This is a genomic window from Deferribacter autotrophicus (assembly GCF_008362905.1).
Lineage (GTDB): Bacteria > Chrysiogenota > Deferribacteres > Deferribacterales > Deferribacteraceae > Deferribacter > Deferribacter autotrophicus.
Map to the genome: position 1 here is coordinate 107,751 of NZ_VFJB01000006.1, position 13,002 is coordinate 120,752.

A 13,002-nucleotide genomic window follows, 5' to 3' on the forward strand; every position below is an offset into this window, starting at 1 on the left:
GCCACGAATAGGTCTTTTGAGGAGTGGGCTAACATAGTTGGAAATGCTGTTTAGTATCAGCTATTGTTGATAGATTGGTTCATCATGCTCATATATTCAGGATTACAGGTGAAAGCTATCGAATCAAATTTACAATCTGTTGATAACAACTGAATTTAACTGGGGAATTTTCAAACCCCTAAGGATGGGGATTTTTGCTTGACTTTAACAATAAAGAAAATCCGCCTAAACTAACCAAATTAGTCATTTCCTCCTCCTGTTCCTTACTTGCCACTGTTATGGACAGGAACAGGGCTGTTAGCGTCATGTCTTTTTAGCCGCAACTGTCATTATGATTTTATCACAACTATAAGAATTTTTAAATTTTCAATATTATATTACCAATTACCTTTGTTATAAAATCGCTTGCCGTAAATTAGAAACTATTCTAAAATATGATATAGAGGTGCAATTATGAGCAAAATAGACTATAAAGAAAGAATCATCTATGATTCTACTGTAATGCTGGGTAAACCTGTGATAAAAGGCACCAGAATACCTGTTGAGCTCATTCTTCGTAGGTTGAGTGAAGGTATGCCTATTGAGAAGTTGCTTGATTCATATCCTAATTTAACAGAAGAAGATATTAAAGCTGTTCTTGCTTATTCTGCCGATTTGGTAGCTAACGAGGAAGTTGTTGGTTAAATTTCTAATTGATGAAAGTGTCAATTATAAATTAGTCAAAATTCTTCGTCAAAAATCAATAGATGTAATATCTGTTATGGAAAATTACCCAGGAATTACCGACCAAAAAGTGATTGAGCTTGCAATAAATAAAAGAGCAATTATTATCACGGAAGATTCAGATTTTGGAGAATGGGTATTTGCTCATAAGATAGAAACAATTGGAGTAATATATTTACGCTATCGCTATGATGAGCTTATTAATATTACAAATACGCTTTTAAAGGTAATAAGCAAATATAATGAAAACCTTTACCGTAAATTTATCGTGATAAAGCCTAATAAAATCCGTGTAATAAATTTACTTTAACTCTTCCCGGGTGCTGGACTAAAATTGTGATAAAATATGTTGTTTTCAGATCGTAAACAATTATACCCAGTTGTTGTAATTCGCTCACACATAATAATTTTTCATAACCGTTTACTTGAACCTTTATGTTTTCTTTATTACTTATCTTTTGTCCTGGTTTAAACTTAGGATCAAACATTTTTTATATACCTTCTAATTTTCTGAAAGAGAACTACATCTGCTGGTGCCAAATTATAATTTAGTACTTTTGTAGATGACACCCACAGAATCTTATCATGAACTGTTAGCAAAAAATTTTTATCTATTAAATCAGTTAATACACCTATCAATTTGATTTTATTACGATTATAATGGTATATTATTTCCCCCAGAATCTTTTTTCCGACGGACTTTACATTCAATTCTTCGAAAAGCTCCCTTTCTATACATTGTTGAGGAGTTTCTCCGTCTTCTATTTTACCACCCGGGAATTCCCAATAACCAGCTAGAACTTCTCCTGTTTTACGACGTGCTAATAATATCCTTTTTTCATCATCAAGTATAATTGCTGCAGCTACTTCTTTCATTAATGAATATAATATCATTAACACAGCAAGTCTTCAATGAAAAGTAAGGATTGTAACCTTCTGGTGCTGGATTAAGATTGTGATAAAATCCGTTATTTTCAGATTATAAACAAATTTACCTTTTTGCTGTAACTTACTTATACATAATATTTTTTATAACCATTTCATAATGGAATAACCGTTTGCTTGAATCTTTGATTTTTCCCACTTCTGCCACAATTTAATCAATGACTAATTTTAAATAGGAATTAAAAATAAAAAGCTGGAAATTAATTTATAATAACTTGAGAAAAAATAGTTTGTATGTTTATTAAAAAAATCTTGACAAGTGATTTCAATGTTATTAATTTCACACTTATACAAAAAACAGAAATTGTTGTTTTGATACATCGGGTTTTGTGTGTTCATAACTTAAGACATAGGAAATAAATAATCCATAAACAATTTCAATCAAACAATGAGGTGTAGTGTGAATTTATCGGAATTAAAGAAAAAGTCTATTGAAGAACTTGTTGCTATTGCCAATGATTTTGATATCGAGCATGCAGATAATCTTTTGAAGCAGGAATTGATTTTTGAAATCTTAAAGGCTGCAAGTGAGAAAAATGGACAAATTTACGGAGAAGGTGTCTTAGAGGTTCTCCCTGATGGTTTTGGTTTTTTAAGGTCTCCTGATGCCAATTATTTACCTGGGCCTGATGATATTTATGTTTCACCTGCTCAGATTAAGAGGCTTGGACTTAGGAGTGGTGATACCATTCAGGGTGAAATCAGACCTCCAAAGGATAATGAAAAGTATTTTGCTCTTTTGAAAGTAGAGAGGGTGAATTGGGAGCCACCCAAAAGGCAGCGTAATCTTTTTGAGAACTTAACTCCATTATTTCCTGACGAAAGGATGAATCTAGAGGCTTTTCCTGCAGCCTATGATACAAGAATTATGAATCTGCTTGCACCCGTTGGGAAAGGGCAGAGGGGGCTTATTGTTGCTCCACCAAAAGCTGGTAAGACAATGCTTCTGAAATCCATTGCGAACAGTATTACTAAAAATCATCCAGAAGTATATCTTATAATTTTGCTTATAGATGAACGTCCTGAAGAAGTTACGGATATGCAGAGATCTGTGCAAGCAGAGGTAGTTAGTTCTACTTTTGATGAGCCAGCTTTCAGACACGTGCATGTCGCTGAGATGGTTTTAAACAAGGCAAAAAGACTTGTTGAACATGGTAATGATGTATGTATTCTTCTTGACAGTATTACAAGGCTTGCAAGAGCTTACAACTCCGTTGAACCACCAAGTGGAAAAGTATTGAGTGGTGGTGTGGATGCCAATGCGCTTCATAAGCCAAAGAGATTTTTCGGTGCTGCGAGAAATATTGAGGAAGGTGGATCTCTGACGATAATTGCTACTGCTCTTATTGATACTGGATCGAGAATGGATGAGGTAATTTTTGAAGAGTTTAAGGGAACAGGTAATATGGAACTACATCTTGATAGGAAGCTTGCTGAAAGAAGGATTTTTCCTGCTATTGATATTAATAAATCAGGTACAAGAAGAGAAGAGCTTTTACTTACTAAAGAAGAGTTGAATAAAGTATGGATACTCAGAAGGTTCTTGAGTAATATGAACTCTGTGGATGCTATGGAGTTTCTTCTTGATAAAATTAAAGGGACTAAGACCAATAAAGAGTTTCTTGAGTCAATGAGTAAATAGTGCTTTACAAAGAAAAATAAATTGTGTTAAAAGTTAAACTTTGAAAAATTATTAGTAATGGAGGATAGGATAAATGAAAAAAGGTATTCATCCTGAAGTAAACGAAGTGGTATTTAAATGTGCTTGTGGTAACGAAATAAGAGCATTATCAACTGCTAAAAAAACAGGTATTGCGATTTGTTCTGCATGTCACCCATTTTTTACAGGTAAGCAGAAGTTTGTGGATACAGCAGGTAGAGTAGAGAAATTTATGAAAAAATACGGGAATTACGCTGAGAGTTTGAAGAAAAACAAATAATTTGGTGTAATCGAGTTGAAAGAAGCGAAAGTAAAAGTTAAGCTTTTAAAATATACGCACGATCCTGAGCTTACAGCTGCTCTTGCTGCAAAGCTGTGTTATTCCTCTGAAGCTGATATTGATAGTTTGCAGAACAGTATTGAAAAAACTGACCAGTTGAAATTTATTGAAAAGATAGTGAGTATTGGGCATCATTCAGTATTAGAGCATGTGTCATTCACTTTTGGAATAGAAGGCGTTTCTAGAGCGATGACACATCAGCTTGTAAGACATAGGATTGCCAGCTATTCGCAGAGATCGCAAAGATACGTAAAACATAAAGGTGGTTTTGAATATATACTTCCCCCTTCTATCAAGGCAAATGAAGAGCTAAAATTAAAATATGAAGATTTTATGAGTAAAATTGCTGATTTATATGACGAAATGATAGAAGCAGGTGTGCCTACTGAGGATGCTAGGTATGTGTTACCAAATGCATGTGAAACAAAAATAATTGTAACGATGAATGCTAGAGAACTCTTACATTTTTTTGAGTTGAGATGTTGCAATAGGGCACAATGGGAAATTAGAAGGGTTGCCGAGTTAATGCTTGAGGAATGTTTGAAGGTCGCACCTGGTATATTCAAATATGCTGGTCCAAGCTGTGTTACAGACAAATGTAAAGAAGGGGATATGACTTGCGGTAAGGCGCAGGATGTGAAAAGAAAATATGCAGAGCTTTTAAGAAAATATAACAGATTAAATTAGATGTACAGGATATTGAGCTACAAATGCTCAATATCCTGTGATTTTTGGTCTTGAAACATTATCTAATCAATATTTAGCAGAATGTTAGCGTAGGATTAAAAATTTTTATTAAATTTCTTTATTTTTCACGAATGTTGGCTATTATAATAACTGGCTTTTTGAATAAGTATAAAATAAATAAATTATTGTGGTATGGTGATATATGAATAAAAAGAAGTTAGATGTTGGTGGACAGGCAGTTATAGAAGGTGTTATGATGCGAGCACCTGGTAAGTTTGTTATTGCTGTTCGCCGTGAAGATGGTAAAATTGTGGTTAAAAAGAAAGATATTAGTATCGATTCAAAATCTTTTTTTAAGAAACCTTTTATAAGAGGGCTTGTTGCGCTTTATAATGCTCTAATATTAGGTATTAGTGCATTGAATTTTTCTGCGTATCATGCTTTTGGTGAAGGGGAAGAAAAAGTAAGTAAAAAAGAACTTTTTATAAGTATGATTCTTGGTCTTGGATTTGGAATTGGATTGTTTGTTTTTTTGCCGTTGTTGATTACTGATTTGTTAAAACATGTGATGCCAGCAGTGAAGAATTCTTTTTTGCTGTACAATGCTGTGGATGGGGTGATAAGAGTTATTTTTTTCATACTTTATCTTTTTGTTATTACCTTTTTTAAAGATGTTAGAAGGGTTTTTGAATATCATGGGGCTGAACATAAAGCAATTTATACCTACGAACAAGGAAAAGAGCTTAGTGTAGCTAATGCTAAGGAAATGAGTAGATTTCATCCAAGATGTGGTACGAGTTTCCTTCTCATTGTGATGATAGTGAGTATTATTGTTTTTTCACTCATTCCAAAGGATGCTCATTTTCTTATAAAGTTACTCAGTAGAGTTATTTTTATACCAGTTATTGCTGGTATTTCCTATGAAATTTTGAAGTTGAGTGATAAATACTATAATAATCCTGTTGTAAGGTCACTTATAAAGCCTGGTTTGTGGCTGCAGAAGCTTACAACAAAGGAGCCAGATGAGAGTCAGTTGGAAGTGGCTCTTATTTCGTTAAAACTTGCTTTGGATAAAGAAGTAGAAGGTGAGGGGATTGTATATGTTTCATAAGTTAGATGAGGTTGTAGAAAAATATAATATTCTTACAGAGAAGTTATCTGATCCAAATATAATGACAGATAACAAAACATATCAGCAGATAGCAAAGGAGCATGCTGAATTAAAGCCAATAGTTGAAAAGTATCAAGAATATAAAAAGGTCGAGCAAGATATAGCTGAAGCTAAACAGATACTTGAATCTGGAGATAAAGAACTGAAAGAATTGGCTGAAATGGAGATTGAAGAAGGGAAAGAGTTGCTTGAGAAACTTGAGCAGGAACTAAAACTTCTTCTTGTGCCAAAAGATCCTTATGATGAAAAAAATATTTATCTTGAAATTAGGGCTGGTACAGGTGGAGATGAAGCTACTCTTTTTGCTGCGGATCTTTTGAGAATGTATATGAGGTATGCGGAGAAAAAGAAGTGGAAAACCGAAATAGTGGATTATAATGAAACAGGTGTTGGTGGATATAAAGAGGTTGTACTTTTGGTGAAAGGGAAAGGTGCTTATAGCCGTTTGAAGTTTGAAGGTGGTGGTCACAGGGTGCAGAGGATCCCTGTAACAGAATCAGGTGGTAGAATTCATACGTCTGCATGTACTGTGGCAGTTTTACCAGAAGCTGAAGATGTGGAAGTAACAATAGATCCAAATGATTTAAGAATTGACGTTTTCAGGGCAAGCGGTGCAGGTGGACAGCATGTAAATACTACAGACTCGGCAGTAAGAATTACCCATATCCCAACAGGAATTGTTGTTTCATGCCAAGATGAAAGAAGTCAGATTAAAAATAAAGAAAAAGCGATGAAATTACTTAAGGCAAAAATTCTTGAGATGGAAATAAGAAAACAGCAGGAAGAGATTGCTTCTAGCAGAAAGCTGCAAGTAGGGTCTGGGGATAGAAGTGAAAGGATAAGAACTTACAATTTTCCTCAGAACAGGGTTACTGATCATAGGATTAACTTGACTCTTTACAATTTGGATCAGGTGATGGAAGGGGAGTTAGATGAAATCATTGATGCTCTAATAGCCTATGATCAGGCGGAAAAGCTGAAAGAGATTGGACTTTAAAGTTAGATGTCTCTTAAAAAGGGGCAGTATTACAGATTATTTGATATTTATACCTATATTGTAGATAATTTTTCTCATGTTTCCAGGTCTCAGGTAAAGGAACTTTTATCTTTTGTATATAAAATACCTTATGAAAATCTAATTTTTTTCTTTCAGCACCCTTTCCCTGTAAATGAAAATTTATTAAATGTGTTGCAAAAGGTAGAAAAGAAATATCCTATTAGCTATATAACGAAAAAAAGGCATTTCTATGGATATGATTTTTATGTAGATGAAAATGTGTTGATCCCTCGCTATGAAACAGAAATACTTGTGGAAGAAGCATTAAAAAGAGTAAATAAGGGAATAATGCTCGACCTTTGCACTGGTAGCGGTTGTATACCTATTTCTATGATTAAAAATAATGAAAATTTAAAAGCTGTAGCCGTGGATATAAGTTTTAGGGCATTGCAAATAGCTTGGAAAAATGCCGTAAATTTAGAAGTGAATGAAAGATTTATTCCAGTTTGTTTTGATGTGCTTCAAATAGATAATCTTTTTAAGCAAGGGATATATTTTGATATAATTACCTGTAATCCTCCTTATGTGGATAGAATGGATAATTATGAAGAGTCGATTTTATATGAGCCTGAAGAAGCCCTTTTTGCGGAGGATGAAGGGTTGATATTTTATAAAAAGTTGTTGTATAAACTACCTAATTTGTGTAAAAAAGATGGATTTATAATTTTTGAAGTACCGCATAATAAGAGAGATAATTTGTTTGAGATTTTCAAGGGTCGAGAGATTGAATTGAAGAAAGATTTGAGTGGAAAAGAGAGGGTATTGATTTGGAAAAACTCGTAATTGAGGGTGGTAATACTTTAAAGGGTAAGGTTAAAGTTAGCGGTTCTAAGAATGCTTCATTACCCATTATTGCTGCAACTATTCTTTGTGATGGTGAATATAAAATAGATAATGTTCCAAATTTGAGAGATGTACGAACTTTATTGAAGTTACTTAGTCTCCTAGATATTGAACCAAGTTTCAATGGTAATGAAATCTTATTGAAAAATAAAAATGATGATGCCTTTGAAGCACCTTATGACCTTGTTAAAACAATGAGAGCAAGTATTCTTGTTTTGGGGCCTCTTCTTGCAAAAAGAAGGAAGGCACGTGTTTCTCTTCCCGGAGGGTGCGCAATAGGGGAGAGACCTGTGGATCAACATATTAAGGCTTTGAAACAGATGGGTGCAAATATTAATATTGAGCATGGTTATATAGTTGCTGAGTGTGATAGGTTGAAAGGTGCTGATATATATTTTGACCTTGTTACTGTCACAGGTACTGAGAATGTTTTAATGGCTGCTGTTCTTGCTGAGGGAAAAACTACTATTTACAATGCTGCAATTGAACCTGAGGTGATTGATCTTGCAAACTTTTTAAAAAAGATGGGTGCTAAGATAGAAGGGATTGGAACAAAAACAATAACAGTTTATGGAGTGGATTCATTGTCTCCAGCAAATTACTCTGTGATGAATGATAGGATCGAAGCTGCTACTCTCATGTGTGCTGCTGCTATCACTGGAGGAGATGTGGAAATAGAAGGTGTTCCACAGGAATGTTTGACAACAGTTTTTGAAAAACTTTCAGAAACTGGTGTGAGTATAGATTTTATTAATGATAAAAGAGTAAGGGTTTCTTCTACTGGCAGGTTGAAAGCTGCAGATGTGACTACACAGGTTTACCCTGGTTTTCCTACGGATCTACAGGCTCAGTTTATGGCTTTGATGTGTGTGGCTGATGGTGTTTCAGTAATTACTGAAACGATTTTTGAAAACAGATTTATGCATGTAGCAGAACTTAAGAGGATGGGTGCAGATATCAGATTGAAAGATAGGTCTGCTGTGGTGAATGGGGTGGAAAAATTGAGTGGTGCCCACGTAATGGCATCTGATTTGAGGGCAAGTGCATCTCTTGTTATTGCCGGTCTTGTGGCTGATGGAGAAACCCACGTTCATAGAATTTATCATTTAGATAGAGGGTATGAGCGCTTTGATGAGAAACTTAACAGTTTAGGAGCTAAAATAAAGAGAGAGGAAAATGGGGTTTGACGAATTTATAAATATTGCTCTTCCAAAGGGAAGACTTGCCGAAGATACAATAAAATTATTGGTTGAAAAAGGGATTTCTACAGATTGCATAGATTTTAGTTCGAGAAAGTTGATTTTTGAGGATACAGAAAACAGAATTCGTTTTATGATTGTTAGAAACATGGATGTGCCTACATATGTGGAGAATGGGGCATGTCATTTGGGTGTAGTAGGAAAAGATATTCTTGATGAACTTGAGCCTGATGTTTATGAGTTCCTTGATTTAAGATTTGGTTACTGCAGGTTGTGTGTGGCTGGTCTAAAAGACTGGAATGGGGAGTATAATCATAATTTAAGGATTGCCACAAAATATCCAAATATCACAAAACAGTTTTTTTTCAGGAAAGGTTTTTTTGTAGAAACCATAAAACTTTATGGTTCTATAGAACTTGCACCATTGGTGGGATTATCAGATTTAATTGTGGATCTTGTTTCTACTGGTGAAACCTTGAAAAGGAACGGTTTAAAAGAGATTGAAACAATAATGGAGTCAACTGCTAGGTTAATTGCTAATAAAAATTTAACAAAAGTTTATTTTAATAGAATTAAAGATATTGTTGAGGTTATTGATGATTAAAAAAATTAGGTTGATTCTACTTATTCTTCTTTTTTCTTTTACAGTTTATGCAGAAATTAAAATCGATAAGGTTGAGGTAAGAGGGAATCACAGAATACCTTTGTCTACAATTATTGAAAATGGTGTAAAACCAGGTGACGATTTTGATTTAAAGAAAATAGATGAGTCGGTAAAAAATCTTTATAAGACAGGTTTATTTTTAGATGTAAAAGTTGATTTGACTATCAAAGATGAGAAGGTAGTTCTTACTTATATTGTAAAAGAAAAACCTTATATAAATAAAATATATTTTGAAGGTAATGATGAAATCAAAGAGGATACTCTAAAAGAAGTATTAGTGATTCATGAGGGGGATCCTTTTAATAAAAGAAGGATTGAACAGAGTATAGCAGAAATTAGAAGAAAATATGAGGATGAAAATTTTTATAATGTCAAAGTTAGTTATGATATTGAAGAAAGAAAGGATAACAGTGTTGACCTGATATTTACAATTGATGAGGGCAAAGAAGCTAAAGTAGTAAAAATTAATTTTTACGGTAATAAGGCTTTTAAGGATAAAGAATTAAAAAAGATTATTGAAACAGATGAGAAGGGATTCTTTTCGTGGTTAACGGGTAGTGGTAAATTAAAGAGGGAAGAGCTTGAACTTGATAGGGAGAGAATCAGAGCAAAATATCTAAATAGTGGTTATATGAGGGTAAAAGTTGCAGAGCCTGAAGTGAAATTGAGTGATGATAAAACAAAAATTACTATTACTTTCAGGATTGAAGAAGGTAAGCCTTATAAAGTAAGAAAAATTACTTTTGAAGGGAATGTTCATAGAAAAGATGATGAACTTAAAAAACGTTTAACATTAAAAGAGGGAGAGCTTTTTTCAAGTGAGAAATTTAGACATGATATAGACTCTTTGACAGATGCTTTTACAGAGATAGGTTATGCCTTTGCAAATGTTGACCCAAACACAATACTAAATGATGAAAAACAAACCGTAGATATTGTCTACAAAATTGAAGAAAATGTTCTTGTCCATATAAATGAGATAATCATAAATGGTAATACAAAAACTAGAGACAGAGTGATAAGACGTGAGTTTGATATACATGAAGGGGAAATTTACAACAGTAAAAAGATAAGAGCATCTAAAAGGCATGTTGAAAATACCGGTTATTTTGAAGAAGTTAGTCTTGTTGAAGATCCAGTAGCTCAGGATAAAGTTGATTTGAAACTTGATGTAAGAGAAAAACCTACAGGTATGTTTACTCTTGGTGCCGGTTACTCTACACTGGATGGGTTTGTAGGGACAATCCAAGTTTCCCAACAAAATCTTTTTGGTTTGGGTTACAAGTTGAGCTTGAAATCAGAATTTTCAGCAAAAAGGACAGATTATACTTTAAGTTTTACAAATCCATGGTTGTTTGATAGACCAATCACATTTGGTTTTGATCTTTACAATCTGAAACGTAGCTATTTTGAATATACAAAGAAATCGATGGGTGGGGCATTGAGACTTGGACATTCTATTATTGAAAGAAAACTTTATGCTTATTATCGTCTGGCTTATGATAAGATTGATATTTATGATATTGATGATACAGCATCCGATTACATTAAAGAACAAGAAGGTAAAACTGTCACAATAAGTTTTACTCCATCATTGGTATGGAATACATTAGACAATCCATTTGATCCTACAAAGGGTAATAAATCTCGTGTTTTTGTAAAATATGCTGGTGGTATTCTTGGTGGGGATAACAATTTTGTGAAAACTGGGGTTGAGTCTGCTCAATATTTTCCTCTTTTCTGGAAATTTGTGGGGATGTTGCATGGTGAAATAGGGTATGTAAAATCTTTGAATGGTGATCCAATACCTATTGATGAGCGTTATAGATTGGGTGGTATGTACAGTGTGAGAGGATTTAAATATGGTGATATATCACCAAAGGATGAGACCGGGTACGATTATGGTGGTGATAAATATGTACTGTTCAATGCTGAAGTGACATTTCCTTTATCTGAGGCTGCAAAATTGAAGGGTGTCATATTCTTTGATGCTGGACAAGTTTATGACAATGGTGAGGATTATTTCTCTTATGATTTAAGGAAATCTGTAGGTTTTGGATTTAGGTGGTTTAGCCCAATTGGACCATTGAGGCTTGAGTATGGAAGAAAGCTTGATAGAAAAGAAGGAGAATCTCTAGATAGGTGGGATTTTTCAATAGGTGGAATGTTTTAAATTAAAATAAAAATTAGGAGGAGAAAAAGTGAAAAGAAAAATTACTTTATTTGTGGTAGCAATGTTTTTGTTTGGAGCATTTTCTGCTTTTGCTGAGTTAAAGATTGGTGTTGTAAATATGCAAAGAGCTCTTGATGAGTGTGATGCAGGTAAAGCAGCTGTTGAAGAGATGAAAAAAATATACAATGAAAAACAGCAAGAGATTAATGAAAAACAGAATGAATTAAAAAAGATGCAAGAGGAAATAAACAATCAGAGCTCATTACTTTCTGATGAAGCAAAACAAGCAAAACTTGATGAGTATCAGAAAAAGCTGAAAGAGTTAAAAAGATTTGTGGCTGATTCCAATGAAGAATTGAAGAAAAAGGAAAAGGAATATATTGCTAGAATTGCAAATGATTTGAGAAAGGTTGTGGAAGCTTTGGGGAAAGAGTTAAAATATGATGTTATTTTGGAAATAAGGGAAGCGGGGGTAATGTATAATTCTAATAAAGTAGACATTACGAATCTTGTCATAGAAAGATATAATAAAGAATGGCATGCAAGACAAAAATGAAGCTTAGTGAAATAGCTAAAGCTTTAAATTCTAAACTTGTAGGTGAAGATATATATATTGAAGATGTGACTTCAATTGATGCTGAACGCAAGAATTCTGTTACTTTTGTAAGTAAAAAAGCTCATATTGATATATTTAATAAAGGAGATTTTTCTGCTGCTGTTATTGAAGAATCCTTGAGGGGTGAATCTATTGAAAAACCTCATATTTTTGTATCGGATATAAAATGGGCTTTAAAGACCGTTATTGACCTTTTTTATCCAGATGAAAAAATATGCCATTATATATCTGAAACAGCAGTGATTGGTGATGTGGAGATAAAAGAACCTGTACATATTGGTAGTTTTGTTGTTTTAGGTGATGGGACTAAAATTGGAGTAAATACCAAGATTGAACATGGATGTGTTATCGGTAAAAATGTTATTATTGGAAAGAACTGCCTTATTTATCCAAATGTTACAATTTACGATAATGTGGTGATTGGTGATAATGTGATTGTTCATTCTGGTACAGTCATTGGTTCGGATGGCTTTGGTTATGTAAATACTTCAAAAGGGCATTTTAAGATAAAGCAGGTGGGTTCTGTTGTTATTGAAAATAACGTGGAAATTGGAGCTAACTGCACTATAGACAGAGGGACATTAAACGATACAGTAATTGGTGAAGGGACAAAGATTGATAATCTTGTTCAAATTGGACATAACGTGAGAATAGGGAAACACTGTATTCTTGTGGCTCAGGCTGCTGTGGCAGGTAGTTCTAATATTGGTGATTTTGTTATAATAGGTGGACAATCTGGTGTGGCAGATCACGTAAACATTCCAAGTGGGACTATAATAGCATCAAGGGCTGGAGTTCCAGGAAATATTAAAAAGCCTGGAATATATTCAGGAAGTCCTGTGATGGAGCATAAAAAATGGTTAAAAACACAGGTAATCTTGAAAAATATAGAAAAGTATATTGGCAAAGAAAGAGAGGGGTAAA

15 protein-coding genes are annotated in these 13,002 nt (G+C 33.7%); 14 read left to right on the forward strand and 1 reads right to left on the reverse strand.

What is annotated here, in order from left to right:
• Positions 1–74: 74 nt before the first annotated feature.
• The 3 genes from FHQ18_RS12920 to FHQ18_RS08260 all read left to right on the forward strand — a co-directional run bounded on the left by FHQ18_RS12920 (position 75) and on the right by FHQ18_RS08260 (position 1,033).
• Complete coding sequence (locus FHQ18_RS12920) at positions 75–143, forward strand: hypothetical protein (protein WP_425457900.1); 69 nt, start codon at positions 75–77, stop codon at positions 141–143.
• Positions 144–453: 310 nt separating this feature from the next.
• The gene (locus FHQ18_RS08255) at positions 454–684 is read left to right on the forward strand and encodes a DUF433 domain-containing protein (RefSeq protein ID WP_149266694.1); all 231 of its coding nucleotides are present in this window, start codon (positions 454–456) and stop codon (positions 682–684) included.
• Positions 677–1,033, forward strand: coding sequence for a DUF5615 family PIN-like protein (locus tag FHQ18_RS08260; protein WP_149266695.1), 357 nt, complete (start codon positions 677–679; stop codon positions 1,031–1,033). Before FHQ18_RS08255 ends, FHQ18_RS08260 begins: the two co-directional genes overlap by 8 nt.
• Positions 1,034–1,203: 170 nt before the next feature.
• Here FHQ18_RS08260 and FHQ18_RS08265 read toward each other — a convergent pair whose 3' ends face one another.
• A complete protein-coding gene (locus FHQ18_RS08265; RefSeq protein ID WP_188020376.1) occupies positions 1,204–1,599 on the reverse strand; it encodes a (deoxy)nucleoside triphosphate pyrophosphohydrolase in 396 nt (131 codons plus the stop codon).
• A 469-nt stretch (positions 1,600–2,068) separates the two neighbouring features.
• Here FHQ18_RS08265 and rho point away from each other — a divergent pair, with 469 nt between their 5' ends.
• The 11 genes from rho (at position 2,069) to lpxD (ending at position 13,001) form a co-directional block, all read left to right on the forward strand.
• On the forward strand, positions 2,069–3,310 hold the full coding sequence (gene rho, locus FHQ18_RS08270) for a transcription termination factor Rho (RefSeq protein ID WP_223144600.1): 1,242 nt from the start codon (positions 2,069–2,071) through the stop codon (positions 3,308–3,310).
• 73 nt (positions 3,311–3,383) lie between these two features.
• Positions 3,384–3,608: a 50S ribosomal protein L31 gene (gene rpmE, locus FHQ18_RS08275; RefSeq protein WP_149266698.1), complete on the forward strand. Its 225-nt coding sequence runs from the start codon at positions 3,384–3,386 to the stop codon at positions 3,606–3,608.
• A 15-nt stretch (positions 3,609–3,623) separates the two neighbouring features.
• Positions 3,624–4,355, forward strand: a complete 732-nt coding sequence (gene thyX / locus FHQ18_RS08280) for an FAD-dependent thymidylate synthase (RefSeq protein WP_149266699.1) — start codon at positions 3,624–3,626, stop codon at positions 4,353–4,355.
• 202 nt (positions 4,356–4,557) lie between these two features.
• Positions 4,558–5,466: a DUF1385 domain-containing protein gene (locus FHQ18_RS08285; protein ID WP_149266700.1), complete on the forward strand. Its 909-nt coding sequence runs from the start codon at positions 4,558–4,560 to the stop codon at positions 5,464–5,466.
• Positions 5,456–6,523, forward strand: a complete 1,068-nt coding sequence (gene prfA / locus FHQ18_RS08290; RefSeq protein WP_149266701.1) for a peptide chain release factor 1 — start codon at positions 5,456–5,458, stop codon at positions 6,521–6,523. The genes FHQ18_RS08285 and prfA overlap by 11 nt, the downstream gene beginning before the upstream one ends.
• Before the next feature lie 6 nt (positions 6,524–6,529).
• Positions 6,530–7,366 (forward strand): peptide chain release factor N(5)-glutamine methyltransferase, encoded by an 837-nt coding sequence (gene prmC, locus FHQ18_RS08295; RefSeq protein WP_149266702.1) that lies wholly within the window; start codon positions 6,530–6,532, stop codon positions 7,364–7,366.
• Entirely contained in the window at positions 7,351–8,613 is a 1,263-nt protein-coding gene (gene murA / locus FHQ18_RS08300; protein ID WP_149266703.1) for a UDP-N-acetylglucosamine 1-carboxyvinyltransferase, read from the forward strand. The genes prmC and murA overlap by 16 nt, the downstream gene beginning before the upstream one ends.
• Positions 8,603–9,229 (forward strand): ATP phosphoribosyltransferase, encoded by a 627-nt coding sequence (hisG, locus tag FHQ18_RS08305; protein ID WP_149266704.1) that lies wholly within the window; start codon positions 8,603–8,605, stop codon positions 9,227–9,229. Before murA ends, hisG begins: the two co-directional genes overlap by 11 nt.
• The gene (gene bamA, locus FHQ18_RS08310) at positions 9,222–11,462 is read left to right on the forward strand and encodes an outer membrane protein assembly factor BamA (RefSeq protein WP_149266705.1); all 2,241 of its coding nucleotides are present in this window, start codon (positions 9,222–9,224) and stop codon (positions 11,460–11,462) included. Before hisG ends, bamA begins: the two co-directional genes overlap by 8 nt.
• Before the next feature lie 28 nt (positions 11,463–11,490).
• Positions 11,491–12,018, forward strand: a complete 528-nt coding sequence (locus FHQ18_RS08315; RefSeq protein WP_149266706.1) for an OmpH/Skp family outer membrane protein — start codon at positions 11,491–11,493, stop codon at positions 12,016–12,018.
• On the forward strand, positions 11,997–13,001 hold the full coding sequence (lpxD, locus tag FHQ18_RS08320; RefSeq protein ID WP_246798711.1) for a UDP-3-O-(3-hydroxymyristoyl)glucosamine N-acyltransferase: 1,005 nt from the start codon (positions 11,997–11,999) through the stop codon (positions 12,999–13,001). Before FHQ18_RS08315 ends, lpxD begins: the two co-directional genes overlap by 22 nt.
• Position 13,002 lies beyond the last annotated feature (1 nt).

Bases quoted from the DNA above. Each gene is read 5' to 3' on its own strand.
- FHQ18_RS08255 (WP_149266694.1), top strand. From the start codon at position 454: ATGAGCAAAATAGACTATAAAGAAAGAATCATCTATGATTCTACTGTA.
- FHQ18_RS08265 (WP_188020376.1), bottom strand. From the start codon at position 1,599: ATGAAAGAAGTAGCTGCAGCAATTATACTTGATGATGAAAAAAGGATA.
- rpmE (WP_149266698.1), top strand. From the start codon at position 3,384: ATGAAAAAAGGTATTCATCCTGAAGTAAACGAAGTGGTATTTAAATGT.
- FHQ18_RS08285 (WP_149266700.1), top strand. From the start codon at position 4,558: ATGAATAAAAAGAAGTTAGATGTTGGTGGACAGGCAGTTATAGAAGGT.
- prfA (WP_149266701.1), top strand. From the start codon at position 5,456: ATGTTTCATAAGTTAGATGAGGTTGTAGAAAAATATAATATTCTTACA.
- prmC (WP_149266702.1), top strand. From the start codon at position 6,530: ATGTCTCTTAAAAAGGGGCAGTATTACAGATTATTTGATATTTATACC.
- hisG (WP_149266704.1), top strand. From the start codon at position 8,603: ATGGGGTTTGACGAATTTATAAATATTGCTCTTCCAAAGGGAAGACTT.
- bamA (WP_149266705.1), top strand. From the start codon at position 9,222: ATGATTAAAAAAATTAGGTTGATTCTACTTATTCTTCTTTTTTCTTTT.
- lpxD (WP_246798711.1), top strand. From the start codon at position 11,997: ATGGCATGCAAGACAAAAATGAAGCTTAGTGAAATAGCTAAAGCTTTA.